The sequence below is a fragment of the Pigmentiphaga sp. CHJ604 genome (assembly GCF_036972535.1).
GTDB lineage: Bacteria > Pseudomonadota > Gammaproteobacteria > Burkholderiales > Burkholderiaceae_B > Pigmentiphaga > Pigmentiphaga daeguensis.
The window spans coordinates 1,524,803-1,548,274 of the sequence record NZ_CP136998.1; the positions used below are offsets into that span (position 1 = coordinate 1,524,803).

Sequence of the window (23,472 nt, forward strand, 5' to 3'; positions counted from 1 at the left end):
GCGCTCCGAAAAGAGAAGGGTGGGGCGCTGGCATGCCGCCGCGCCGGGAGGTTGTGGCCGTGCTGTCAGTGTCCGTGGGCGTCCTGCTTGAGCATCGGCGCCATGAGGCGGTCGCAATAGGCGATCGCCATCGCGGACAGCAGGAAGGCCAGGTGGATGCCGGCCTGCGCCAGGATGGTCTTGGCGTCGTAGTGCGCGGCGTTGATGAAGGTCTTGAGCAGATGGATGGACGAGATGCCGATGATGGCGGTGCCCAGCTTCACCTTCAGGACCGAGGCGTTGACGTGGGACAGCCATTCCGGCTGGTCGGGATGGCCTTCCAGGTGCAGCCGCGAGACGAAGGTTTCGTAGCCGCCCACGATGACCATGATGAGCAGGTTGGAAATCATCACCACGTCGATCAGCCCCAGCACCACTAGCATGATGGTGGTCTCGGTCAGCTTGGTGGGCGGTGCGGCGGGCGCGGCGCCGGGCACGACCGGCATCACGGCCTCGGCCAGCATGGCAATGGCCTCCTTGTTGCCGAAGGCCGCTTCGATCAGGTGCACCAGCTCGACCCAGAAATGGTAGACGTACACCCCCTGGGCGACGATCAGACCAAGGTAGAGCGGCAACTGGAGCCACCGGCTCATGAAGATGAGCTTGGGCAGCGGGCGCAGGGGTTCCGTCCGGGAAAGCCCCGGTGGCATGAGAGGGGAAGACATGTTTTCCAGGTAGGCTGGGGCGCGCAGAATGACGGTTTGGCGGGAATTGTATGCCAAGAGGAAGGACCACCCCCTACGCGCTTCGCGCGCCCCCTCAAGGGGGCGGCACTGGCGGACCGGCGGAGCCGGATCCGCTGTGCCCTGGGTGGGTTTGTTGCAGTGCAGCGCGTACGGACCACCGGCTTTCGGTAACCTATGGGTATCCGCTCCCTATCACTTCCATCAAAGGACGCAAGGCGATGTCTACCATCGATTCAGTGCTGACCGAGACACGCGTTTTCCAACCCTCCGCGGACTTCGTCAAGCAGGCGAACGTTCCCGGCATGGCCGCCTACCAGGCGCTGTGCGACGAGGCCGAGCGCGATTTCGAGGGGTTCTGGGCGCGGCTGGCGCGCGAAACCCTGCAATGGAGCAAGCCGTTCACGCGGACGCTGGACGAGAGCAATGCCCCTTTCTACAAGTGGTTCGACGACGGCGAGCTGAACGTCTCGTACAACTGCCTGGACGTCAACCTGGCCAACGGCAACGCCGACAAGGTCGCCATCATCTTCGAGAGCGATGACGGCGCCGTCACCAAGGTCACCTACCGCGAACTGCATGCCCGCGTGGGGCGCTTCGCCAACGGCATCAAGGCCCTGGGCTACAAGAAGGGCGACCGCTCCATCATCTACATGCCCATGTCCATCGAGGCCGTGGTCGCCATGCAGGCATGCGCCCGCCTGGGCATCACCCACTCCGTGGTGTTCGGCGGCTTCTCGGCCAAGAGCCTGCAGGAGCGCATCGTCGACGTGGGCGCGACGCTGGTCATCACCGCCGACGAGCAGGTCCGCGGCGGCAAGACCATCCCGCTCAAGCCCGCGGTGGAAGAAGCCTTCGCCATGGGCGGCTGCGAGGCGGTCAAGAACGTCGTCGTCTATCGCCGCACCGGCGGCAAGGTGGCCTGGACCGAAGGCCGCGACCTGTGGATGCACGACGTGGAGAAGGGCCAGTCCGACCAGTGCGAGCCGGTCCAGGTCGAGGCCGAACACCCGCTGTTCGTGCTCTACACCTCGGGTTCCACCGGCAAACCCAAGGGCGTCCAGCATGCCTCGGCGGGCTACCTGCTGTGGGCCGCGCTGACCATGAAATGGACCTTCGACCTCAAGCCGTCCGACGTCTACTGGTGCACGGCCGACGTCGGCTGGGTGACCGGACACACCTACATCGCCTACGGCCCGCTGGCCGTGGGCGCGACCCAGATCGTGTTCGAGGGCGTGCCCACCTATCCGAACGCCGGCCGCTTCTGGGAGACCATCCAGAAGCACGGCTGCACCATCTTCTATACCGCGCCCACCGCCATCCGTTCGCTGATCAAGGCGGCCGAGGCCAGCCCCGACCATCATCCGAAGAAATACGACCTGTCCAGCCTGCGCGTCATCGGATCGGTGGGCGAGCCCATCAATCCGGAAGCCTGGATGTGGTACTACAACAATGTCGGCGGCGAACGGTGCCCGGTGGTCGACACCTGGTGGCAGACCGAGACCGGCGGCCACATGATCACCCCGCTGCCGGGGGCCACCGGCCTGAAGCCCGGATCCTGCACCCTGCCGCTGCCAGGCATCATGGCCGCCATCGTGGACGAGACCGGCGAGGACGTCGAACTCGGCAAGGGCGGCTTCCTGGTGGTCAAGCGTCCGTGGCCGGCCATGATCCGCACCATCTGGGGCGACCCCGAGCGCTTCAAGAAAAGCTACTACCCCGAGGAACTGGGCGGTACCTGCTACCTGGCCGGCGACGGCGCCAACCGCGACACCGACGGTTATTTCTGGATCATGGGCCGCATCGACGACGTCCTGAACGTCTCGGGCCACCGCCTGGGAACCATGGAGGTCGAGTCGGCGCTGGTGGCCCACCCCATGGTGGCGGAAGCCGCCGTGGTCGGTCGTCCCGACGACCTGACCGGCGAGGCCGTGGTCGCCTTCGTGGTGCTGAAGCGTTCGCGGCCCGACGACGCCGAGGCCGCCGAGATCGCCAAGGAACTGCGCAACTGGGTCGCCAAGGAAATCGGCCCCATCGCCAAGCCCAAGGAAATCCGGTTCGGCGACAACCTGCCCAAGACCCGCTCCGGCAAGATCATGCGCCGCCTGCTGCGCGTGGTCGCCAAGGGCGAATCGGTCACGCAGGACGTTTCCACGCTGGAGAACCCGGCCATCCTGGAGCAACTGGGCAAGGCGCTCTGATTGCCGTAGAATGCACGGCTTTGGTGCATTTGTATCCAAAGCTGTGGTGCGCGCCGCACCATAATAGGGGTCAATCCCTAGTGTCACAGTCCAATAGCGGGCGCAGAATATCGTTATGCAGTGGAGGAGACAAAACCCCTGCAGTCTTTAGAAAAGCAAAACGCCCGCGCGGCCGACGACCTAGAGCGTCGGCCGCCGTGGCTATAACGGCAAGGCGCAGCGGTCTCCTCCATTCTCGCCAAATCGTTCGATCTGGTGCCTGATTCACTCCCCACTCTGGTTCCCGTGTTGCCGCATGGCACGATTTTGTGCATCGCAATGTGCCGTGCCGGACACCGTTGCCCGGCCTTGCAGCGGGGCTTGGCTGCATGGTCTGCAATCTGGTATCATTGCGGGCTCTTCTGCCCAGGCTTCTGGGCAGCAAGGACAGGTGGCCGAGTGGTTGAAGGCGCACGCCTGGAACGCGTGTATATGTGAAAGCGTATCGTGGGTTCGAATCCCACCCTGTCCGCCAGGACACCGCAACGGATTGCCGCCGTTGCCAAAAAGCCGCTTCTCCCCAGGGAAAGCGGCTTTTTCTTTGCCCGCCGTCGCCTGGCGTGAGCCAAAGTGTTGCGCCTGAATGAGAAGCCCGGTGATGCTTGGTTCGTCAGATCGATCGCTGATTCACGCGCTTCGATAGTTCCTCCGCACTCTCTTTCCGTTCGCTGTATCGATCCACCAGGTAGTCCCGAACACCGCGTGTGAGCAGCGTGAACTTCATCAGTTCCTCTATGACATCCACCACGCGGTCGTAGTAGCTCGACGGCTTCATGCGTCCTGCCTCGTCGAACTCCAGGAAGGCCTTGGGCACCGAAGACTGGTTGGGAATCGTGAGCATCCGCATCCAGCGCCCCAGGAGCCGCATCTGGTTGACGGCATTGAACGATTGCGAGCCGCCCGATACCTCCATGACCGCCAGCGTTTTGCCCTGTGTAGGACGGACGGCGCCGAGGGATAGAGGGATCCAATCGATTTGGGCCTTCATGATGCCGGTCATCGCGCCATGGCGCTCCGGCGAGACCCAGACCATGCCGTCGGCCCATTGGACGAGATCGCGCAGCTCTTGGACCTTGGCGTCGGAGTCCGGTACGCTGTCCGGAAGGGGAAGTCCGACAGGGTTGAAAATCCGGGTCTCTCCGCCCATGGCCTGGAGGAGCCGGCGGGCTTCTTGAGCCAGAAGCCGGCTGTATGACCGTTGACGAACGGAGCCATATAGCACCAGGAATCTGGGCGGTTGCCCTGACCGCGACCAGGGGAACTGAAACTGGCCCAGCTCCGGACGAGTGAAAAGCGTTTCGTCAATATTCGGCAAGTCTGGCCAACGTTCAGACACGACGGCCCTCCGCATCCACGACGACCTGGCCGTCTTCCTTCGTGTACGCCCCTTGCTGTGGACGAGGCAGGATGTCCAGCACTGCTTCGGACGGCCGGCACAGGCGGGTGCCGAGCGGCGTCACCACGAAAGGCCGGTTCATCAGGATCGGATGCTTACCGATGAAGTCGAGCAACTGTTCGTCGGTCCACTTTGGGTCGTCCAGGCCCAGCTCGTCGTAGGGTGTGCCCTTGACGCGCAACGCCTCCCGGACTGTCAGTTCCGCGTCGGCAATCAGCCGAGAGAGCGTTTCGCGCGACGGCGGTTCGTTCAGGTATTCGATAACGATGGGTTCTTCGCCGCTGTTGCGGATCATGGCGAGCGTGTTGCGCGACGTGCCGCAAGCCGGGTTGTGATAGATGGTGACGTTGCTCATGGGAGTGGTCCAGGTGGGATGTTAGGCACGCTCGTACCAGTTACGGGACCGGTTGACGACGCGCACCACCAGCAGCATGACGGGAACTTCGATCAGCACGCCTGCCACGGTCGCCAATGCAGCGCCGGACTGGAAGCCGAACAGGGCGATCGCGGCCGCCACGGCCAGCTCGAAGAAATTTGATGCGCCGATGAGGGCGGAGGGGCAGGCGATGTCGTGTTTCTCGCCGACACGCCGGTTGAGCCAGTAGGCCAGGCTGGAGTTGAAGAAGACCTGGATCAGGATGGGGACGGCCAGCATGGCGATGACCAGCGGTTGCTGGATGATGGCTTGGCCCTGGAACGCGAACAGCAGGACCAGCGTTAGTAGCAGGGCCGCGATGGACAGCGGGCCGATGCGGGCCATGGCGCGCTCGAAGGCGGCTTGGCCCCGCTTGAGCAGCGCGCGCCGCCAGAGCTGCGACAGGAGCACGGGGATGACGATGTAGAGCACGACCGAAGTCAGCAAGGTATCCCAGGGTACGGTGATGGACGAGATTCCCAGCAGCAGGCCGACGATGGGCGCGAACGCAAACACCATGATGGCGTCGTTCAGCGCTACTTGCGAAAGCGTGAACACGGGATCGCCGCCGGTGAGTCGGCTCCAGACGAACACCATCGCGGTGCAGGGCGCGGCGGCCAGCAGGATCAAGCCGGCGATGTAGCTGTCGAGCTGGTCCTGCGGCAGCCAGGGGGCGAATACCTGCCGCACGAACAGCCAGCCCAGGAAGGCCATGGAAAAGGGCTTGACCGCCCAGTTGACGAACAGGGTGACGCCGATGCCGCGCCAGTGCCGGCGCACCTGGCCCAACGCAGCGAAATCCACCTTGACCAACATCGGGATCACCATGATCCAGATGAGCAGGCCCACGGGCAGGTTGACCTGGGCGACCTCCATGTGTCCGATCGCTTGGAAGATGCCGGGGGCGATCTGGCCTGCTGCGATACCGATGACGATGCACAGCAGTACCCAGACGGTGAGGTAGCGCTCGAAAATGCTCATTGAAGGCGCCGGTGTGGCACATCCCAGCGCGGGATTCTGCGCAGACATGCCGGCCCCTTACCGCTTGCCGATGCTCTGCAGCTCGTGCTGCAAAGACATACCGTCCAGCTTCTGGATCGGCAGCGCCAGGAATAGCTCGATGCGGCGTTTGAGCGCGATGGCTGCATCGTGGAAGGCCTTGCGCTGTTCATCATCCCCTTCCACCGCGGCGGGGTCGGGCACGCCCCAATGGGCCGATACCGGCTTGCCCGGCCAGATCGGGCAAACCTCTCCCGCCGCGTTGTCGCAGACGGTGAAGATGAAATCGAGCGGCGGGGCATCAGCACGCGCAAATTCGTCCCAGTTCTTGCTGCGATATCCCGTGGTCGGCAAAGCCAAGCGCTCCAAGGTAACCAGTGCCTGCGGGTGCACTTCGCCTTTGGGATGGCTGCCGGCCGAGTAAGCGCGGAAGCGTCCCTTGCCCAGTCCGTTGAGCAAGCCTTCAGCCAGGATGGATCGAGCCGAATTGCCGGTGCAGATGAACAGAACGTTGTAGGCCTTGTTTTCCATGGGGGTCTCGCGAGCGCAGTTCATTGGGAAATCAACATGCGGTGCATGCGTCGGCGCCGGAGATTTCACAGGCGGCGCCTTGGCAGCAGTGTTCGGTCAAATAGCCGAGCAGCCCGTTCATCTGGGCGAAGTCGGCGCGATAGATCAGGTTGCGCCCCTGTTGCTCCACGGTCACCAGGCCAGCGTGCGCCAACTCTTTCAGGTGAAAGGACAGGGTATTGCGGGCGACCTGGAGCTGGTCTGCCAGGGTGCTCGGCGTCAGTCCGGCCGGCCCTGCTACGACCAGGGCGCGAAAGGTTCGCAGCCGTTGGGCATGGGCCAAGGCGGAGAGCGCATTGATGGCTTGGATCTCGTTCATTATTCTACGATACAACATTCATTGAACTATTGTGTGAGTAATATGTTGCAGGTTTTGGAAAGCGGAACGGTGCCAGTTGCGTCAGGTGAACGGCTGAAGTTTCACCATTGGCTGTGCTGGACGTAGATGCCGCCGAGCGCTTGACTGGCGGCACTGTCGGCAGGTCGGGACACGCGTTCCCCTTACAGGGTCAAGGAAATTCTCCTATTTTCTCACAAAATGATATCGATTCGCATTATTGTTCTTGCAGTGCGGCCAGCAGGGTTGCGGCGGGGCTATACTCGCCGGCGAAAAAAGAACCGTAATGAAACGGTTCCATGGGGGAGCAGCCATGACGGCTGGAATTTTCGCCATTGTCAGCCTGTTGACCGTATTTGCCGCCTTCCTGTCGGGCGTATTCGGCATGGCGGGCGGCATGGTGCTGATGGGCGCCTTGCTGTTGCTGATGCCGGTCTCGGCGGCCATGGTCGTGCAAAGCGTGGCCTTGCTGGCGTCGAACGTCTGGCGCGCGGTGCTGTGGCGCGCGCATACCGATTGGCGGATCGTGGGGCGGTTCGCCATGGGGGCCGCCGTCGCGTTTGCGCTGATGTTCAGCGTCCGGTTCGTTCCCAGCCGCAGCCTGGCGCTGATCGTGCTGGGGTTGAGCCCTTTCATCGCGCTGGCGGTGCCGGCCCGCCTGGCGCCCCAGGCGGAGCGGCGCATGGCCGCGGAAATATGCGGCTTCGTGTGCCAGGTCATGCATCTGCTCAGTGGCGTCACTGGGCCGCTGCTGGATATTTTCTTCGTGCGCTCGACCACCATGGACCGCCGGACCGTGGTGGCGACGAAGGCAACGTGCCAGGTGCTGGGACATGCCTCGAAACTGGCGTATTTCGGCGGCGCGCTGGGCGCGGCGGAGCTGTCGGCCCAATGGTGGCACTGGGGGGCGATCATCGGGTGCGCCGTGGTCGGCACCTCGTTGAGCCGGGCCGTGCTCGAACGCATCACCGACGCGCAGTTTCGCCGCTGGACCCGGACGATCGTGCTGGGAATCGGGACCGTCTACCTGATCCAGGGCGTGGCGTCCATGATGTAGCTGGCGCGCCAGTCTTCCTAGCCTGCCTCCACCATGAAGCCGTCGAAGAACCCCGCCAGTTCGGCGTGGGCATCCAGCGGCAGCACGTGCGCCACGTACTGGTCCGGCCGCACGATCACCACGCAGCCGCGCCGGCGGTCGATGCCGCGCATGTCGAAGATGTCCTGGCCGCTCTTGAGGTCGGGGCAGAACATTTTCTCGTAGTCGATCAGCCCATGGCGGCCCTTGCGCGGCAGCAGGAAGGACGGCATGGTTTCCAGCGCCAGCGTGCGATGGCCCTGCTGGAAGACCGCGCGCACATCGATCACGGCGTCGACGTCGGCCCCTGCGGGCGTGTATTTCCTGACCGGCGATTGCGTTGACTCGGCCAGGAAGCGGCACAGTTCGCCGATGGCCGAGGACGGCGCGGCGGGGTCCGCGGCATCGGCGAAGGCGAACACGCGCCAGCGGCCGTCGGCCTTGACCGCGTGGCCCAGGTGCATGGGCTTGGCGTCGGCCAGGCGGATGACCGGGGCCGAGTGGAAGCGCATGCCGATGGTCAGGCCGCGCGCCAGTTCCTGGTGGGTCGGCTCCGCGCTGATGATGGACGGGTAATAGCGGGTTTCGGTGCCGGCGGTGAAGCGGCCCTGTTTGACGAAGTAGCGCTGGAATTCGGCCGGGTCGATGCCTTCGCTGTCGTCCCTGGAAGGATCCTTGGGCGCGGCGCTGAACATCTTGGCGAACTCGCGATCGAAGTCGATCAGTTCCTTGGCGACGGTCTGGCGTTCCTTGGAATAGGTATGCAGGATCTGGGGCGTGCTCTGGCCGCGCAGGACGGCGGCGAGTTTCCAGCCCAGGTTGAAGCCGTCCTGCATCGAGACGTTCATGCCCTGGCCCGCCTTGGGGCTGTGGGTATGGCAGGCGTCGCCGGCGATGAAGACCCGTGGCAGGCGGGCGTGTTCTTCCTGTTCGGGCACGTCGTCGAACTTGTCGCACAGGCGCTGGCCGATCTCGTACACGGACCACCACGCGACCTCTTTCACGTCCAGGGTGTAGGGGCGCAGGATGCGCTGGGCGGCGGCGATCAGGCGGTCGGACGTGATCTGCCGGCTGGCGACGCGCTCGTTCTCGTTCAGCTTGTCGAGTTCGATGTACAGGCGCACGAGGTAGCCGCCCTCGCGCGGGATGATCAGCACGCTGCCTTCGCTGGCCGAGTGGATGGCCGACTTGATGCGGATGTCGGGGAAGTCGGTGACGGCCAGCACGTCCATCACGCCCCAGGCCTGGTTGGCGGATTCGCCGTGCAGCGCGCGTCCGAGCGATTTGCGCACCGCGCTGTGGGCGCCATCGCAGCCGACCGCGAAGCGGGCGCGCACGGTCTCGACCTGGCCTTCGTGTCCGGCATCGGTGCGTTCGAAGCGCGCCGTGACCGGGTGGGTGGGCGTGCCGCCGGCCGGGGATTCGGCAACGGCCAGGTCCAGCAGGCGGCGCGAGTAGTGGGGCTCGAGCCGCGACGGCGCGTTGCGCATGACGTCCAGGTAGAAGTCGTGGACGCGGGCCTGGTTCAGGATCACGTGGGGGAACTCCGAGAGTCCGTCCTCGGTGTCCTGGATGCGGCCGCTGCGAACGATGTGGTCGCGCTGTTCGTCGTCGGGCTTCCAGAACGAGGTCTCGTTGACCCAATAGGCTTCCTTGAGCACGCGCCGGCTGAAGCCGAAGGCCTCGAACATCTCGACCGTGCGGCAGGCGATGCCGTCGGCCTGGCCCAGTCGCAGGGGACCGGGTTTCTGTTCGACGATACAGGTCTTGAGGTCGGGAAAGGCCGCCAGTTGCGTGGCCAGGGTCAGGCCGGTGGGGCCGCTGCCCACGATCAGGATGTCGACCTCGTCCGGCAGCGCGTCGGCGCGCGGGCCCGCGGCGTGCCCGGCAGGTTCGGAGATTTCAGGGTCGCCGGGCTTGAACCCGTTCAGATGGAATTGCATGGCGCATCGGATTCGGCAAAGTGACCCTGTCATTATCTCAGTTATCCCCCCGGGTGTTTCGTATAGACTGGGCAACGGTACGAGTTCTTTCCTACGGCTTCGGCATCCACAGGGAAACCATGACCCACGACGATATTCAGCTTCTGGTGGCCGCCCTGATCAGCGTGCTGGCGCTGGTCGGGCTCATCGTGTCGCGGCTGCGGCTGCATCCCTTGCTGGCGCTGCTGGTGGTGTGCGTGGGGGTGGGGTTCGCCACCGGCATGGCGCCCGACACCCTGGTCAAGGCCATCACCAACGGGGCGGGCAAGACGCTCGGAGCCGTGGGCGTCGTCATCGCCCTGGGGGCGATGCTGGGCAAGGTGCTGGCGGACACCGGGGTGACGGACGGATTGGCCGGGGCCATCCTGACGAAGGCGTCGCCATCCAGCATTCCATGGGCCATGGCGCTGGTGGCCTTCATCGTCGGCATCCCCATGTTCTTCGAGGTGGGTCTGGTGGTGCTGCTGCCGCTGATCTTCAGCGTGGCCCGCAAGCTGGAGGAGCAGAAGGCCATCAAGGGCTCCGCCTACGTCTACGTGGGCGTGCCGGTCATCGCCGCGCTGGCGTCCATGCACGGCATGGTACCGCCGCACCCCGGGCCCCTGACCGCCATCGCCACGCTCAAGACCAGCGTGGGCGCCACCATGATCTACGGTTTCATCGCGGCGATACCCTCGATCGTGCTGGGTGGCCCGGTCTATGCCCGCTTCATCGCGCCGCGGCTGACGGTGCGGCCCGACCAGGCGCTGGTGGACCAGTTCTCGGTGGGCAAGGCGGACCCCGGCCGGCCGGTCGGGATCGGGCTGGGCGTGCTGGTGGCGCTGCTGCCGGCCATCCTGATGCTGGTGCACGCGCTGGCCGAGATGCTGGTGCCCAAATCCTCGTTCACCTTCAAGATGGCGGCTTTCCTGGGCAATCCCATCATCGCGATGCTGATCGGCGTGCTGTTCGCGGCCATCGTGCTCGTCTACGCCCGGCACGGCGACGCCGAGAAGCTGCGCGATGCGCTGGGCGCCAGCCTGAAGCCGGTGGCCGGCATCCTGCTCATCATCGCCGGCGGCGGGGCGTTCCAGCAGGTGCTGACGGACGCCAAGGTGGGCGATGCCATCGTGCACCTGACCCAGGCCTTCGCGCTGCCGCCGCTGGTACTGGGGTGGATGATCTCCATGCTGCTGTCGGTCTCCACCGGCTCGGCCACGGTGGGCATCGTGGGCGCCTCGGGCCTGCTGGCGCCGCTGGCCGGCGCCGACCCGACGCTGAACCTGCCGCTGCTGGCCCTGTCGATCGGCTGCGGATCGCTGTTCTTCAACTACGCGAACCACGCCGGCTACTGGATGGTGAAGGAGTCCTTCGGCATGACCATGGGCGAGGCGACGAAGACGATCTCGGTGGTGCAGTCCATCGTGGCCGTGGTCGGCCTGGCCATGGTGCTGCTGATGAACCTGCTGCCGCCGCTGGCGTAGCGCGGCGGCCTTCCCGCCTTATATTTCCACCTTATATTTTGCGCCGCAGCACGATGGGCTTGCCGCCGTAGGCCCGCTTGCTCATCCAGGCGGCCAGCGCCGCGTCCAGGTAGTCGGCATGGCCGGGGAACCACTGGAACAGGTGCAGGGCGAAGTCGTGCACCAGCGCCACGTCGGCCTGCCCGCTCAGGAACAGTTCGCGCACCTCGCGGGTGGATTTCATGACCGCTTCGTGTTCCTGCACGTGGCAGTCGGACGGCGGGAAGTCGGTGGTACGCATCCACTCTTCTTCCTGGCCGAAGTGCGATTTCACGTGTTCCTCGAACGCGTCCAGCGCGGCCGGCGCGGAGTCCTGGGTACAGGTCAGCAGCCGGAAGGCGACGTCGTAGAACTCCTTGTGCGACTCGTCCATGGGGTGGAATCCGAGCAGCCGGGCATCGGACCAAAGAAAGCTGGTGTCGCTTTCCGGGCGAGGAGCGCTGTCGTCGCGCAAAGTCGGTTCTTGCTTCATGGGGCTTCTGGGTAGTATCGACAAGCAGGTGGACATGGTACCCCGCTTTTGGGGGCAGCCGGGCAGCGAAGCCTCCCGCCCGGCTGCCCGGCCGTCAGGCCGGGACGGTGCCCATCAGCTCTTCCTTGCGCGTTGCCATCATGTCCGCCGCTTCCCGCAGGTCGATCTTCTTGCTGACGATCTTGGGAAACAGTTCCTCTTCTTCTTCCTTGACGTGATGGTTGATGTATTCGCCCAGGACGGTGACCTTGGCATCGTACATCTCGTCGGTGGGCTTCATCGCCTGGATCTGCGCGATCAATTCCTTGGCGCTGGCATGCTCCACGACCGCCTCGTCCAGCAGGTCTGCAAAGGGTTCCCCGCCTTCCTGCCGGACCAGGGGATAGAAGATTTCCTCTTCCAGCTTGGTATGGATGGTCAATTCTTTACAGACCGTCTGGGCGATTTCTTCCTTTTCCGCGTCGGATCCCGCGTCCTTGAACTGCTTGAACAGCTTCTTGGCATTGCGATGGTCGTCCAGCAACAGGCTCAGGGCGGCCTTTTGCGGGGCCGGTATGGTCGATTTGTTCATAAGGGTTTCTCCAGAGTGCCCCTCTCACTGAGGTGGGGACCCTTAGCAAACGCCGTGCCCGCTACTCCTGGAACACGCTGGCCGCGACCGCCCGCAGCCATTTGCAGCCTGGATCGCGGTGATAGCGCTCGTGCCAGTACTGGCGCACCAGGTAGGACGGCAGATCGAACGGCACCGCCAGGTAGCGGATCGTTCCGTGGGCGGCCAGGATGCGAGCCAGGTGGATGGGGGCCAGCGCGAGCAGGTCGGTCCTGGCGACGATTTCCTCCAGGCCCAGGAAGGACGGTACCCACAAGGCCGTCTTGCGGACGATGCCGGCGTCGTCGATCGCCTTGTCCAGCAGCCAGTGGGCCGTGCCGGTGGTCATCACGGCCACGTGGGACTCCGACAGGAACTGGGATTTCGTCAGTTTCGCCTTGACGCGCGGATGGCCGGCACGGACCAGGCAGACATAGTGTTCGCTGAACAGCGTCTGCTGGTGGAAACCCGCCTGCATGCTGGTCGTGTAGCCCATGGCCAGGTCGGCATCCCCGGTTTCCAGGCGGCGCGGCGTGTCCGGATCCAGGTCTCGTATCTCCAGGCGTACGTGGGGGGCGATCTCGGCCAGGCGGTTCAGCAGACGGGCCAGGACGACCATCTGGCCGGTGTTGGTCATGCAGATGCGGAACACCCGGTCGGACGTGGCGGGATCGAAGTCCGGGTCCCGGCCTTCCGTACCGTCGAACAGGGCGAGCGCGCCCTGCACCGCGGAGGTGAGCGAGGCGGCGCGGGGCGTGGGCACCATGCCGGCGGACGTGCGCACGAACAGCGGGTCCTTGAAGTGCCGGCGCAGCTTGCCCAGCCGGATGCTGACCGACGGCTGGCTCAGGCCCAGTTCGTCGGCCGTGGCCGATACGGTGCCGGTCTGGCCCAGGGATTGCAAAAGGCGCAGGTCCGTCAGGTCGAGTTTGCTCATGGAGGGCGAGAAAGGGATATTGTATTTTTAAATATGATGAATAAATTCTAGTCGATTGACGCAATAGTGCGGCATCCCTAGTCTTCCTGCCTGACATTCCTGCAAGGAGACATCCATGCTGCTTTGCCGCTTCGACGCGGACCGGCTGGGGCTGGTGGAAGGGGACCGGGTCCGCGACGTCACGCCCGCTCTTGCCGTCCTGCCCGCCCATACCTATCCGCTGCCGCCCTTCGACCCGCTGATCGCCAACCTGGACGTGGTCCGGCGCTGCATCCGCGACCTGTTGCCGGGGGCGCCCAGCCTGCATTTGAAGGACGTTTCCCTGCTGAGCCCGGTGGCCAGCCCGGGCAAGATCATCGCGGCGCCGGTCAACTACCTGAAGCACCTGGACGAAGCCCGGAGCGATGCGCAAATCCATCATCGCAACCAGGTCGGCGAAATCCAGCGCGTGGGCCTGTTCCTGAAGGCCACCAGTTCCCTGGTCGGTCCGGCCGCGGGGGTCGCCCTGAAGCATCCGGATCGCCGCAACGACCACGAGGCCGAGGTGGTGGTCGTGATCGGCCGGCGCGGCCGCGACATTCCCGCCGCGCGGGCGCACGAGTACATCGCCGGCTATTGCGTGGGGCTGGACATGACCACCCGCGGGCCGGAGGAGCGCAGCCTGCGCAAGTCCATCGATACCTATTCGGTCCTGGGACCATGGATGGCGACGCCCGACGAAGTACCGGATCCGGCCAACCTGGATTTCTGGCTGACCGTGAACGGCCAGCCGCGCCAGCGGGCCAATACCCGGGACCTCGTGCTGGGGATACCCGAGCTGATCGAGCTGGCCTCGTCGTTCTACACGCTGCATCCCGGCGACCTGCTGTTCACGGGGACGCCGGAAGGCGTCGGGCCGGTCGAGGCGGGCGACGTCATCGACGTCGAGGTGGCCGGCGTGGGCCGGATGACGGTGGCCGTGCGCCAGGCGCAGGCGGGAGACCCGGCATGAGCGCGGACGATACATCCCGGGTCCTGGTGGCGGGGGGCGGCATAGGCGGTCTGGCGGCAGCGCTGGCGCTGGCGCGCACCGGGCGCCCGGCGACGGTGTTCGAGCAGGCCGAGACCTTCAAGGAAATCGGCGCCGGCATCCAACTGGGCCCCAACGCCTTCCATACTTTCGATGCGCTGGGCATCACCGACAAGGTGAACCGGCTGGCCTCGTTTCCCGACGACATCGTCGCGATGGACGCGCTGTCCGGCGAACGGTTGGTCCAACTGCCCGTCGTTCGCCTGTTCCCGCAACGCTTCGGCCGGCCCTACGGACTGATCCACCGCGCGGATTTGCATGCGGTCCTGCTGGAAGCCTGCCGCGAAAGCGGGCGCGTCACGCTGCATGCCGCCACCAAGGTGCAGGACTACGAGGACACGCCGGACGGCGTCGTGGTCCGTACCCAACGTGACGAGACGTTCACTGGCGCGGCCCTGATCGGCGCCGACGGGCTCTGGTCCACCATCCGCGCGGGCATCGTGGGCGACGGCAAGCCCCGCGTCTCGGGCCATATCGCCTACCGCGCGGTGCTGCGCGCCGACGAAGTGCCCGACAGCAATCGGCTGAACGCGATGGTGGTCTGGATGGGGCCCAAGTATCACCTGGTCCACTACCCCCTGCGCGGCAACGAGCTGTTCAACCTGGTGGCCGTGTTCCACAGCGATCGCTACGAGGACGGCTGGGATACCTACGGCGACCCGGAGGAACTGCACCTGCGCTTCCAGGGCGCGCATCCCCTGGTCCTGGGCATGCTCGAGAAGATCGAGTCCTGGCGCATGTGGGTGCTGTGCGACCGCGAACCCGTGGCCAACTGGAGCAAAGGGCGGGTCACGCTGCTGGGCGATGCCGCGCATCCGATGCTGCAATACCTGGCGCAGGGCGCCTGCATGGCGATGGAAGATGCCGTGTGCCTGGCCGGCAAGGTGCAGGCCCATCGGGGCGACATGGCCGCCGCGTTCCTGGACTACCAGCAGGCGCGCTACCTGCGCACCGCCCGCACGCAGCTGACGGCGCGGCTCTATGGGCATGCCTACCACGCCGCGGGCGCCACGCGCGACTTGCGCAACGCGTTCCTGGGCGCCAGGACGGCGGAGCAGACCATGGAAAGCATGGCCTGGATGTACGACCCGAAGGAGATTCCGCGATGACGGACGACATGCGCGCGCGGCGCGAGGCGTTCTACGGCCGCATCGACGCCAGCCATTGCACGCCGCTGTGGGAAGTGCTGCACGGCCTGATCACGCCCACGCCGTCCACGCCCTGCCAGCCTTGCCATTGGCCGTGGGCAGCCATGTGGCCCTACCTGCGGGACGCGGGCAACCTGATCAGCGCCGAAGAGGCCGAGCGCCGGGTCCTGGTGCTGGAGAACCCGGGGCTGCGCGGCCGGTCCCGCATCACGCACAGCCTGTATGCGGGGCTGCAGCTCATCCTGCCCGGCGAAGTGGCGCCGCCGCATCGCCACTCGCAGTCGGCCATGCGTTTCGTCCTGCAGGGCAAGGGCGCCTATACGGCGGTGGACGGACGCCGGATCGCGATGGAGGAGGGGGACTTCGTCATCACCCCGTCGTGGGCCTTCCACGACCACGGCAATCCCTCCGACGAGCCCATGGTCTGGCTGGACGGGCTGGACGTGCCCATCGTGGAACTGTTCGACGCGCAATTCATGGAGAAGGGCGAGGCCGCGCCGTCGGGGCAGGGCGGCGATGGCGCGGACAACCTGGCGGCCTTCGGCGCGACGATGAAGCCGGTGGGTTTCGAGCCGGCCAGCCGGACCTCGCCGCTGTGCTGGTACCCGTACGCGCGCAGCCGCGAGGCCTTGCTGGCCTTCGCGCGGTCGCAGGCGCCGCATCCGTGCTGGGGCCACAAGCTGCAATACGTCAACCCCGTCACCGGCGGGTGGCCCATGCCGACCATGGGTACGTTCCTGCAGTACCTGCCGGCCGGTTTCGACGGCGCGGCCTATCGTTCGACCGACGCCACCGTCTATGCCGTGCGAGAAGGCAGCGGGACGTGCCGCATAGGCGGACGGGAACTGCGCTTTGGCCAGCGCGACGTGTTCGTCTGCCCGTCATGGATGCCCTACACCCTGCATGCGGATGCCGATACCGTCCTGTTCAGTTTCTCGGACCGGCCGGCGCAGCAGAGCCTGGACATCTGGCGCGAGCAGGCGGGCTGAGGGCCGCGGTCACATCGAGACCGCGGCGCGTTCGAACAAGGTGGACAGATAGGCCGCCGCTGGCGTCAAGGGTACGCCGGCGCGCGAGATCTGCACGATGTCCGGGCCCTCGATGTGCTCGCGCACCGGGATGGCCTCGATCACCCCTTCGAACAGGCGGGCCTGCAGCCACTGCCGCGGCAGCATGGCGAGCGCATCGGTCGAGCTGAGCAGCGCCGCCACGCCCACCATGGATTCGGCCTGGGTCATGGGCACCGGCGGGGGCAGCCCCTGGCTGGCGAAGGCATCCTCGAATTCGGCCTCCACGCGTTCGCGCACGCCCGTCAGGACCCAGTCCTCGTCGACCAGTTCCGCCAGGCTGGTGGCGTGGCGCCGGGGATGGCCCTTGCGGCCCACGACCACCCGGTCATTGTGGAACAGCAGGTCCACCTTGTAGCCGTCGCCGATGGGGCGCGCGGGCCGGGGACCGATGAAGAAATCCAGGGTACCGTCCTGCAGGCGGCCTTCCAGCATGGAGAAGAAGCCTTCCATCATGCGCAGCCGCACGCCTGGATATTTCTTGCGGAACCCCTGGTGCGCCCGCGCCGCCATGACCAGCCAGACCGCGCTGGACAGGCCGACGGTGACCGTGCCCGATGGGGTGCCCAGCAACTGCGCCACTTCTTCGCGCCCGCGCTGGAGTTCCGCCATGGCGGCGTGCGCGCGGCCGTAGAAGGCCTGGCCGATGGGGGTGAGCACCACGCCGCGCGCGTGCCGCTCCAGCAGGGGCGTGCCCAGTTCGCCTTCCAGTTCGCGCAGGCTGCGGGTCAGCGCGGGTTGGGCCAGGCCCAGCGCCCGCGCGGCGCCGCGCACGCTGTGCGCGTCGGCGATGGCGACGAAGTCGCGCAGGTGGTGCAGTTTCATGTCGATAACGCCTAGGTATCGATGGAAGGATTTTGCCATCTTTCTGTAAGCACTGACCTTACCTAGACTCGTCTCCGACAACAAGTACCCCATTACGGAGACAAACCATGACCCTAGCCAGATTCGCGGCAACCCTGTTCTGCGCCATGGCATTGCAGCCCATGGCCGCCGGCGCGGCGCAGCCGGATGCCTTTCCCACCCGGCCGGTGCGGCTGCTGAGCCCGTTTCCGGCGGGCAGCGGCCCCGATGCCGTAGCCCGCATGGTGGGCGAGCAGTTGTCCAAGGACTGGGGCCAGGCCGTCGTGGTGGAACCGCGGCCGGGCGGCAACGGCTTCATCTCGATGGAGGCGGTGCGCCGCGCCGCGGCCACCGGCTATGACCTGGGCGTCGTCGACGTGGGCCACATGGCGATCAATCCCAGCCTGTTCCGCAAGCTGCCCTACGACCCGGTCAAGGATTATGTCCCCGTCGGCGGGCTGTACCGGACCTCGTTCTTCGTGGTGGTCTCCAGCGGCAGTCCGGTCAAGTCGGTGGCCGAGCTGATCGCCGCGGCCAAATCTTCGCCGGGCAAGGTGACGTACGGTTCGTGGGCGGTCGGCAGCCCTGGCCACCTGGGCGCCGCGCAGGTCGAGGCGGCCACGGGCACGCAGATGCTGCACGTGCCGTTCAAGGACACCGCGCAACTGTACGCGGCCGTGGCCAACGGAGAAGTGACCTGGGCGCTGGGTTCGTACGCCACTGCCGGCGCGCTGATCCAGGCCGGCAAGCTGCGCGTGCTGGCGGTGGCCGACGGCCAGCGATCGTCGGCCCTGCCCGACGTGCCCACGCTGGAAGAGGCGGGCGGACCCCGGGGCGTGGATGCCTCCACCTGGGTCGCCCTGGTGGCGCCGGCGGGCACGCCGGCCGAGCGGGTCGAGGCGATCTCGCGCGCGGTGCGCGCGGCGCTGGACGTGCCCGAGGTCAAGGCCAGGATGGCCACGTTCGGATTCGTGCCCGCCGCCGTTCCCGGCGCGACGGTGTCCGAGTGGATGCGCAAGGACACTCCCCGCTATGCCGAGATGGTGCGGCGCACGGGGGCGACGACGGACTGAAGGAAGCCTTACCGTGAATACCATGCAGACAGAAGTCGCCATCGTCGGCGGCGGTCCCGCCGGCCTGATGCTGGCCATCGAACTCGGGTGCCGGGACATTCCCTGCGTCCTGCTGGAAGAGGATGCCGATCCGCCGGCCTTTCCCAAGGCCAACGCGACCTCGGCCCGGACCATGGAGCACTATCGCCGGCGGGGTTTCTCCGACGAGATCCGGGCCCTGGGCCTGCCGCCGGATTATCCGCAGGACGTGGTCTATTGCACGCAGCTGGCCGAGCACGAGCTGGCGCGGTTCAGGATCCCGAGCCGCGGCGAGGCGGCTCGGCGCAGCGAGGCCGGCGGCCATGCTCCGGACAATGCCGGCGACTACGGCAGCGATGCGTGGCCGACTCCCGAGCTGCCGCATCGGGTGCAGCAGATGCTGATCGAGCCGGTGCTGCGCCGGCGCGCGGCCGCGTATCCAAGCGTGCGGCTGTGCCTGGGGCAGCGCGCGGTGGCCGTCGAACAGGGCGAGCAGGGCGTCACGGCCACGGTCGAACCCGAAGGCGGTGGTCAGGCGTGGCAACTGCAAGCGCGCTACCTCGTCGGGTGCGACGGTCCCCGCAGCCTGGTGCGCAAGTCGCTGGGCGTGGGCTATTCCGGACAGGGCAGCGAGCAGCGCGATTTCTTCGGCGGCCAGATGTTGTCCATCTACTTCCGGTCCAGGCGGCTCTACGACGCGATCGGCAAGCAGCCCGCCTGGCAGTATTGGGCCGTGAACGCGCGCCAGCGGGGGCTGCTGATCGCCGTGGACGGCATCGAGACCTTCCTCCTTGCCGTGCAACTGGCCCCCGGCCAGGCGCCTGGCGACATCGATCCGGTCGCCACCGCCCATGCCGTGGTGGGCAGGGAATTCGACTTCGAACTCATCGATCGCCTGCCCTGGGTGGCCGGCTATACGCTGGTGGCGGACAGGATGGCCGGTGGCCGCGTGTTCCTGGCGGGCGATGCCGCGCATCTTTTCACGCCCACCGGAGGCATGGGCTACAACACCTCGATCGACGACGTGGTGAATCTGGGCTGGAAACTGGCCGCCGTCATCCAGGGCGCGGCCCCGCCCGCGCTGCTGGACAGCTACGAGCGCGAACGCCGGCCCATGGCGCTGCGCAATACGGCCTTCGCGCGCAGCATGGCGGACAGCATCGGCAACCTGCGCGCCGGCGCCGACATCGAGGAAGAGAGCGAGGCCGGCGTGCGGGCGCGCGCCGAGCTCGGCCGCCGCCTGGCCGCGCACGTGGCCAGCGAGTTCAACATTCCCGGCCTGCAATTAGGCGTGCGCTACCTGGACAGTCCCATCGTCGCGGTCGAGCCAGGTCCCGCGCCGCAAGACGATCCGAACCGCTACGTGCCCCTGGCCTTGCCGGGGTCGCGCGCGCCGCATGCCGTCGTGCGCGGCAAGGTGCTGTTCGACTTGTTCGGGCGCGACTTCACGCTGCTTGCCTTTGGCGCGCTGCCGGCCGGCGAGCGCCAGGCGTGGCACGCGGTGGCGGACGAGTACGGCCTGGGCCTGGAGGTGCTGGAGCTCGACGATGACGCCGCGCGGGCGCTTTATGGCGCCGAGCGGGTGTTGATCCGGCCGGACCACCATATCGCCTGGCGGGGGCGGGCGGGGGCCGATGCGCGGTCGACGCTGGCCCGGGCGACAGGCCGGGGGCGGATGGGCTGACCGCCGCCGGCGGCACCATTGCGCGAACGCACCGTCCTCGACCGCTTCGCGTATTTCGCTGGCCAGGGCCAGCAGTGGGGTGGAGTCTGCATGCCGGTCGCATCGACCGGCATGTATGCTCGATCAGGCCTCGGTGTTGTGAATGAAGTCCGGCGGCACGTCCGGCCCCCACTGATACAGGCTGTCCTCGGGCGGGAAATCTCCCGAGGGCCACCCGTGCTCGGCCGAGATGTAATCGATGTCGGCCGAGTATTCGCAGTACGAACCCCACGGGTCGCGCACGTAGTGGAAGAAGTTCGATCCCAGCACGTGCCGGCCCGTTCCCCATCCGCGCGTGTAGCCCGCTGCGGCCATCTGCGCCGCTCCCTGGCCGACCTGGTCGATGCTGGCCACGTCCCAGGCCGAGTGATGCCAGCCGCGTGCCGAACTGCGGGCGAAGGCAACCAGGTGATGGTCGCAGCCATGCGGGGCGTGGGTGAAGGCGATGCCGTCGCCGGACCGGTCGGACAGCCTCAGGCCTAGCGTCTTTTCATAGAAAGCCAGTGCGCGCGAGACGTCGGGCGTGAACAGCAGCACGTGAGACAGGCGGCGCGGGCGGACCTGGGCGACCTGGCTGCGGAAGCGGGCGCCGCGCGCGTCGGCCTGCACGTGGATGTCGTCGAGCGGGCTCTTGGCGTCCGGGGTGATCTTGGGGCCGGCCTTGACCTGGATCAGGTTGCCGTCCGCGTCGTGGAACCAGATGCCCTCGGCGGTGGCGTGCGGCACGCCGGCGGCCGTTGCGACGCCGGCCTGCTCCAGCTGAGCGCGGATGGCCGCCAGGTCGCCGGCATAGCAATTGAAGCTGAGGTAGGCCAGCGCCTTGCGCGGGCCCGCGTGGAGGCGGGCCGAGACGTGTCCGTCCCGCGCCCGCAGCGCCAGGCCATCGCCTTCGGCTTCGACCGCGAGGCCGAAGGCTTCGTGGAAATGGCGGGCCACGGCCAGGTCCGGTACCGTCAGCGCGTAGTGGTCGATGGAATGCACCGCGGCTTGCCGGGTGCCCGCGCCATGCTGGGTCTGTATGCTCATGGGTCTCCTCCGTCGTGCGGCCGTGGCCGGACGTTCAGGCTTCGTCGGCGATGGGGTTGCGCAGGGTGGCGAAGCCGGTCACCGATATTTCGCAGACATCGCCGGCGCGCATCAGCAGCTTGGGCGTGCGGGCCCAGCCTATGCCGGCGGGCGTGCCGGTGACGATGACGTCGCTGGGTTCCAGCGTGATCGCCTCGCTGATGACGCTGATCAGCGTGGGGATGTCGAAGATCATGTCGTCGGTGCTGGCCGACTGGACCACTTCGCCGTTCAGGCGCGTTTCCAGGCGCAGGCCGCGCGCCGCGGGCGGCACTTCGCTGGCGGTGACCAGTTCCGGACCGAAGGCGCCGGTGGCGTCGAAGTTCTTGCCCACCGTCCATTGCGGGGACAGGAACTGGTATTCGCGCACCGAGCCGTCGTTGAACAGAGCATAGCCGGCAATGCAGTCGAGCGCGTCTTCCTTCCTGATGTGCCGCCCGCCGCGCTTGAGAATCACCGCCAGTTCGCCCTCGAAGTCCAGGGAGTCGGACACGCGCGGGCGGACGATGGGTTGGCCATGGCCGACCAGGCTGGTGTCGTAGCGGGGGAAGATGGTGGGATAGGCGGGCTGCTCGTACTTGCTTTCCTTGGTGTGGTCGGCGTAGTTCAGGCCGATGCAGAAGATCTTGGCCGGATGCTCGACGACGGGCAGGTAGGCGACGTCGGCCTCGTCCACCAGCTTGCCGCCGCCGCGGGTGCCGGCGTAGGTTTCGAGGTCGGTGTCGGCGACCAGCAGGGATTCGATCGATTCCTCGCCCAGGATCCGGATCTTGTTGCCCTCGCGGGTGCCGAGGTAGGGGGTGCCGTCGTGGAGGAAGCGGACGTAGCGCATCGGGGATTCCTGTCTCTGTTATGGGGCGTGCGGGAAGAATGAGCACGCCCTTGTGCCCGATGCAAGCGTAAAGCGGGGGAGCGATGGGGAAAAGATGGCGGGTTTTCTCCACCGATACCTGACAAGTATCGGTGGAGGCCTTTGGAGGCCGGCAGGCCCCGTCAGGCAAGGGGGAAACCGCGGTTTACAGTCCCCGTGCCTTCAGTTGCGCGTCCAGGCGCGGATAGACCCGGCGCGCGTTCAGTTCGAACACCTTGCGCTTGTCTTCCGCCGGGATGTCCAGCGCGTCGATGTAGCGCTTGGTGTCATCGAAATAGTGCCCGGTCTGGGGGTCGATGCCGCGCACCGCGCCCACCATTTCCGATCCGAACAGGATGTTGTCGACGTCGATGACCTCGAACAGCAGGTCGATGCCGGGCTGGTGGTAGACGCAGGTGTCGAAGTAGACGTTCTTCATCACGTGCTCGGCCAGCGGCGGGCGCTTGAGCATGTCGGCCAGCCCGCGGTAGCGGCCCCAGTGGTAGGGCACGGCGCCGCCGCCATGGGGAATGATGAAGCGCAGCGTCGGGAAGTCGCGGAACAGGTCGCCTTCGATGAACTGCATGAAGGCGATGGTATCGGCGGCCAGGTAGTAGGCGCCGGTGGCGTGCATCGCGCAGTTGCACGAACCCGAGACGTGGATCATGGCCGGCACGTCCAGCTCGACCATTTTCTCGAAGAACGGATACCACGAGCGGTCGGTCAGCGGCGGGGCGCTGAAGCTGCCGCCGGACGGGTCGGGGTTGAGGTTGCAGCCGACGAAGCCCAGTTCGGTGACGCAACGCTCGAGCTCGGCGATGGAACTGGCGATGGAGACGCCGGGCGATTGCGGCAGCTGGCAGACGCCGATGAAGGTCTCGGGGTACAGGTCGACGACGCGCTTGATCAGGTCGTTCGAGCGGCGGGCCCAGACCTGGCTGACGTTCTCGTTGCCGACGTGGGGCTCCATGGCGGAGGCACGGGGCGAGAAGATGGTCATGTCGGCGCCGCGCTCGCGCAGGAGGCGCAGCTGGTTCTTCTCGATGGTCTCGCGGATCTCGTCGTCGGAGATATCGGGATAGGCCGGGTCGATGTCGCCGCCGGCCTTGAAGTTGGCCTTCTGCTGGTCGCGCCATTGGTTGTGGGCGGCAGGCGAGGTCGTGTAGTGACCGTGGCAATCGATGATCATGCTGCGCAATTCCTGTGTGGCGAAGGATGGCGTCGGCCGGGGCCGCGGGGCCATCGATGGGGGAGAATCCGGACGGCCCGTGGGCCGCCTACGCAACGCGCAATTGTAGCCGCTTGCACTTGCGCGATACCCGCTGTTTTCCGCATTTCTGCTTTTCGGGTTTGCGCGGCCGGGAGGGGCCGCCGGGGGGA

22 protein-coding genes and 1 tRNA gene are annotated in these 23,472 nt (G+C 66.5%); 9 read left to right on the plus strand and 14 right to left on the minus strand.

What is annotated here, in order from left to right; all coding sequences use genetic code 11:
• Nucleotides 1–65 precede the first annotated feature (65 nt).
• Nucleotides 66–704 carry a YqhA family protein gene (locus R4823_RS07335; RefSeq protein ID WP_242621400.1) on the minus strand — a complete coding sequence of 213 codons (639 nt, stop codon included), beginning with the start codon at nucleotides 702–704 and terminating at the stop codon, nucleotides 66–68.
• Between the two features lie 239 nt (nucleotides 705–943).
• Between R4823_RS07335 and acs the strand changes: the two genes are divergently transcribed.
• Entirely contained in the window at nucleotides 944–2,923 is a 1,980-nt protein-coding gene (gene acs, locus R4823_RS07340) for an acetate--CoA ligase (RefSeq protein ID WP_132979236.1), read from the plus strand.
• Nucleotides 2,924–3,347: 424 nt separating this feature from the next.
• Nucleotides 3,348–3,437, plus strand: a tRNA-Ser gene (locus R4823_RS07345).
• A 135-nt stretch (nucleotides 3,438–3,572) separates the two neighbouring features.
• Here the strand turns inward: R4823_RS07345 and arsH are convergent.
• From arsH to R4823_RS07370, 5 genes are read right to left on the minus strand one after another with little or no spacing between them, the layout of a single operon-like run.
• Nucleotides 3,573–4,313, minus strand: coding sequence for an arsenical resistance protein ArsH (arsH, locus tag R4823_RS07350; RefSeq protein WP_165963058.1), 741 nt, complete (start codon nucleotides 4,311–4,313; stop codon nucleotides 3,573–3,575).
• Nucleotides 4,291–4,713 carry an arsenate reductase (glutaredoxin) gene (arsC, locus tag R4823_RS07355; RefSeq protein WP_087839905.1) on the minus strand — a complete coding sequence of 141 codons (423 nt, stop codon included), beginning with the start codon at nucleotides 4,711–4,713 and terminating at the stop codon, nucleotides 4,291–4,293. Before arsC ends, arsH begins: the two co-directional genes overlap by 23 nt.
• 21 nt (nucleotides 4,714–4,734) lie before the next feature.
• On the minus strand, nucleotides 4,735–5,802 hold the full coding sequence (gene arsB / locus R4823_RS07360) for an ACR3 family arsenite efflux transporter (RefSeq protein ID WP_087839904.1): 1,068 nt from the start codon (nucleotides 5,800–5,802) through the stop codon (nucleotides 4,735–4,737).
• A gap of 9 nt (nucleotides 5,803–5,811) precedes the next feature.
• Nucleotides 5,812–6,303 carry an arsenate reductase ArsC gene (locus R4823_RS07365; RefSeq protein ID WP_087839903.1) on the minus strand — a complete coding sequence of 164 codons (492 nt, stop codon included), beginning with the start codon at nucleotides 6,301–6,303 and terminating at the stop codon, nucleotides 5,812–5,814.
• Between the two features lie 31 nt (nucleotides 6,304–6,334).
• Nucleotides 6,335–6,679 (minus strand): helix-turn-helix domain-containing protein, encoded by a 345-nt coding sequence (locus R4823_RS07370; RefSeq protein WP_176400786.1) that lies wholly within the window; start codon nucleotides 6,677–6,679, stop codon nucleotides 6,335–6,337.
• Between the two features lie 313 nt (nucleotides 6,680–6,992).
• On the opposite strand from R4823_RS07370, the gene R4823_RS07375 reads away from it, so the two are divergent.
• On the plus strand, nucleotides 6,993–7,736 hold the full coding sequence (locus R4823_RS07375) for a sulfite exporter TauE/SafE family protein (protein ID WP_087839901.1): 744 nt from the start codon (nucleotides 6,993–6,995) through the stop codon (nucleotides 7,734–7,736).
• A 17-nt stretch (nucleotides 7,737–7,753) separates the two neighbouring features.
• On the opposite strand, the gene R4823_RS07380 is transcribed toward R4823_RS07375, so the two are convergent.
• Nucleotides 7,754–9,697 (minus strand): FAD-binding monooxygenase, encoded by a 1,944-nt coding sequence (locus R4823_RS07380; protein WP_338618144.1) that lies wholly within the window; start codon nucleotides 9,695–9,697, stop codon nucleotides 7,754–7,756.
• A gap of 119 nt (nucleotides 9,698–9,816) precedes the next feature.
• Between R4823_RS07380 and R4823_RS07385 the strand changes: the two genes are divergently transcribed.
• Nucleotides 9,817–11,199: a gluconate:H+ symporter gene (locus R4823_RS07385; RefSeq protein WP_087839899.1), complete on the plus strand. Its 1,383-nt coding sequence runs from the start codon at nucleotides 9,817–9,819 to the stop codon at nucleotides 11,197–11,199.
• Between the two features lie 31 nt (nucleotides 11,200–11,230).
• Here R4823_RS07385 and R4823_RS07390 read toward each other — a convergent pair whose 3' ends face one another.
• From R4823_RS07390 to R4823_RS07400, 3 genes are all read right to left on the minus strand, one after another.
• Nucleotides 11,231–11,710, minus strand: a complete 480-nt coding sequence (locus tag R4823_RS07390; protein WP_087839898.1) for a hemerythrin domain-containing protein — start codon at nucleotides 11,708–11,710, stop codon at nucleotides 11,231–11,233.
• 94 nt (nucleotides 11,711–11,804) lie between these two features.
• The gene (locus R4823_RS07395; protein ID WP_087839897.1) at nucleotides 11,805–12,281 is read right to left on the minus strand and encodes a hemerythrin domain-containing protein; all 477 of its coding nucleotides are present in this window, start codon (nucleotides 12,279–12,281) and stop codon (nucleotides 11,805–11,807) included.
• A 61-nt stretch (nucleotides 12,282–12,342) separates the two neighbouring features.
• Nucleotides 12,343–13,236, minus strand: coding sequence for a LysR family transcriptional regulator (locus R4823_RS07400; RefSeq protein WP_087839896.1), 894 nt, complete (start codon nucleotides 13,234–13,236; stop codon nucleotides 12,343–12,345).
• Nucleotides 13,237–13,351: 115 nt separating this feature from the next.
• Between R4823_RS07400 and R4823_RS07405 the strand changes: the two genes are divergently transcribed.
• Genes R4823_RS07405 through gtdA form a run of 3 tightly spaced genes read left to right on the plus strand, consistent with a single transcriptional unit; the run spans nucleotide 13,352 to nucleotide 16,442 of the window.
• Nucleotides 13,352–14,227, plus strand: coding sequence for a fumarylacetoacetate hydrolase family protein (locus R4823_RS07405; protein WP_338618145.1), 876 nt, complete (start codon nucleotides 13,352–13,354; stop codon nucleotides 14,225–14,227).
• Nucleotides 14,224–15,414, plus strand: a complete 1,191-nt coding sequence (locus R4823_RS07410; protein ID WP_338618146.1) for a 3-hydroxybenzoate 6-monooxygenase — start codon at nucleotides 14,224–14,226, stop codon at nucleotides 15,412–15,414. Before R4823_RS07405 ends, R4823_RS07410 begins: the two co-directional genes overlap by 4 nt.
• Nucleotides 15,411–16,442, plus strand: coding sequence for a gentisate 1,2-dioxygenase (gene gtdA / locus R4823_RS07415; RefSeq protein ID WP_338618147.1), 1,032 nt, complete (start codon nucleotides 15,411–15,413; stop codon nucleotides 16,440–16,442). Before R4823_RS07410 ends, gtdA begins: the two co-directional genes overlap by 4 nt.
• 9 nt (nucleotides 16,443–16,451) lie before the next feature.
• Here the strand turns inward: gtdA and R4823_RS07420 are convergent, their stop codons facing one another.
• Nucleotides 16,452–17,345: a LysR substrate-binding domain-containing protein gene (locus tag R4823_RS07420; protein ID WP_087839892.1), complete on the minus strand. Its 894-nt coding sequence runs from the start codon at nucleotides 17,343–17,345 to the stop codon at nucleotides 16,452–16,454.
• Nucleotides 17,346–17,452: 107 nt separating this feature from the next.
• On the opposite strand from R4823_RS07420, the gene R4823_RS07425 reads away from it, so the two are divergent.
• Complete coding sequence (locus tag R4823_RS07425; RefSeq protein ID WP_087839891.1) at nucleotides 17,453–18,436, plus strand: tripartite tricarboxylate transporter substrate binding protein; 984 nt, start codon at nucleotides 17,453–17,455, stop codon at nucleotides 18,434–18,436.
• Between the two features lie 22 nt (nucleotides 18,437–18,458).
• Nucleotides 18,459–20,138, plus strand: coding sequence for an FAD-dependent monooxygenase (locus R4823_RS07430; protein WP_338618148.1), 1,680 nt, complete (start codon nucleotides 18,459–18,461; stop codon nucleotides 20,136–20,138).
• A 123-nt stretch (nucleotides 20,139–20,261) separates the two neighbouring features.
• Here the strand turns inward: R4823_RS07430 and R4823_RS07435 are convergent, their stop codons facing one another.
• From R4823_RS07435 to R4823_RS07445, 3 genes are all read right to left on the minus strand, one after another.
• On the minus strand, nucleotides 20,262–21,203 hold the full coding sequence (locus tag R4823_RS07435; protein WP_132979245.1) for a VOC family protein: 942 nt from the start codon (nucleotides 21,201–21,203) through the stop codon (nucleotides 20,262–20,264).
• 34 nt (nucleotides 21,204–21,237) lie between these two features.
• Nucleotides 21,238–22,074: a fumarylacetoacetate hydrolase family protein gene (locus R4823_RS07440; RefSeq protein WP_087839889.1), complete on the minus strand. Its 837-nt coding sequence runs from the start codon at nucleotides 22,072–22,074 to the stop codon at nucleotides 21,238–21,240.
• Between the two features lie 184 nt (nucleotides 22,075–22,258).
• Entirely contained in the window at nucleotides 22,259–23,281 is a 1,023-nt protein-coding gene (locus tag R4823_RS07445) for an amidohydrolase family protein (protein ID WP_087839888.1), read from the minus strand.
• Between the last annotated feature and the right edge of the window lie 191 nt (nucleotides 23,282–23,472).

What these genes read in the sequence shown, in the direction of transcription:
- R4823_RS07335 (WP_242621400.1), bottom strand. Translation starts at nt 704, where the DNA reads ATGTCTTCCCCTCTCATGCCACCGGGGCTTTCCCGGACGGAACCCCTG.
- acs (WP_132979236.1), top strand. Translation starts at nt 944, where the DNA reads ATGTCTACCATCGATTCAGTGCTGACCGAGACACGCGTTTTCCAACCC.
- arsH (WP_165963058.1), bottom strand. Translation starts at nt 4,313, where the DNA reads ATGCGGAGGGCCGTCGTGTCTGAACGTTGGCCAGACTTGCCGAATATT.
- arsC (WP_087839905.1), bottom strand. Translation starts at nt 4,713, where the DNA reads ATGAGCAACGTCACCATCTATCACAACCCGGCTTGCGGCACGTCGCGC.
- arsB (WP_087839904.1), bottom strand. Translation starts at nt 5,802, where the DNA reads ATGTCTGCGCAGAATCCCGCGCTGGGATGTGCCACACCGGCGCCTTCA.
- R4823_RS07365 (WP_087839903.1), bottom strand. Translation starts at nt 6,303, where the DNA reads ATGGAAAACAAGGCCTACAACGTTCTGTTCATCTGCACCGGCAATTCG.
- R4823_RS07370 (WP_176400786.1), bottom strand. Translation starts at nt 6,679, where the DNA reads ATGTTGTATCGTAGAATAATGAACGAGATCCAAGCCATCAATGCGCTC.
- R4823_RS07375 (WP_087839901.1), top strand. Translation starts at nt 6,993, where the DNA reads ATGACGGCTGGAATTTTCGCCATTGTCAGCCTGTTGACCGTATTTGCC.
- R4823_RS07380 (WP_338618144.1), bottom strand. Translation starts at nt 9,697, where the DNA reads ATGCAATTCCATCTGAACGGGTTCAAGCCCGGCGACCCTGAAATCTCC.
- R4823_RS07385 (WP_087839899.1), top strand. Translation starts at nt 9,817, where the DNA reads ATGACCCACGACGATATTCAGCTTCTGGTGGCCGCCCTGATCAGCGTG.
- R4823_RS07390 (WP_087839898.1), bottom strand. Translation starts at nt 11,710, where the DNA reads ATGAAGCAAGAACCGACTTTGCGCGACGACAGCGCTCCTCGCCCGGAA.
- R4823_RS07395 (WP_087839897.1), bottom strand. Translation starts at nt 12,281, where the DNA reads ATGAACAAATCGACCATACCGGCCCCGCAAAAGGCCGCCCTGAGCCTG.
- R4823_RS07400 (WP_087839896.1), bottom strand. Translation starts at nt 13,236, where the DNA reads ATGAGCAAACTCGACCTGACGGACCTGCGCCTTTTGCAATCCCTGGGC.
- R4823_RS07405 (WP_338618145.1), top strand. Translation starts at nt 13,352, where the DNA reads ATGCTGCTTTGCCGCTTCGACGCGGACCGGCTGGGGCTGGTGGAAGGG.
- R4823_RS07410 (WP_338618146.1), top strand. Translation starts at nt 14,224, where the DNA reads ATGAGCGCGGACGATACATCCCGGGTCCTGGTGGCGGGGGGCGGCATA.
- gtdA (WP_338618147.1), top strand. Translation starts at nt 15,411, where the DNA reads ATGACGGACGACATGCGCGCGCGGCGCGAGGCGTTCTACGGCCGCATC.
- R4823_RS07420 (WP_087839892.1), bottom strand. Translation starts at nt 17,345, where the DNA reads ATGAAACTGCACCACCTGCGCGACTTCGTCGCCATCGCCGACGCGCAC.
- R4823_RS07425 (WP_087839891.1), top strand. Translation starts at nt 17,453, where the DNA reads ATGACCCTAGCCAGATTCGCGGCAACCCTGTTCTGCGCCATGGCATTG.
- R4823_RS07430 (WP_338618148.1), top strand. Translation starts at nt 18,459, where the DNA reads ATGCAGACAGAAGTCGCCATCGTCGGCGGCGGTCCCGCCGGCCTGATG.
- R4823_RS07435 (WP_132979245.1), bottom strand. Translation starts at nt 21,203, where the DNA reads ATGAGCATACAGACCCAGCATGGCGCGGGCACCCGGCAAGCCGCGGTG.
- R4823_RS07440 (WP_087839889.1), bottom strand. Translation starts at nt 22,074, where the DNA reads ATGCGCTACGTCCGCTTCCTCCACGACGGCACCCCCTACCTCGGCACC.
- R4823_RS07445 (WP_087839888.1), bottom strand. Translation starts at nt 23,281, where the DNA reads ATGATCATCGATTGCCACGGTCACTACACGACCTCGCCTGCCGCCCAC.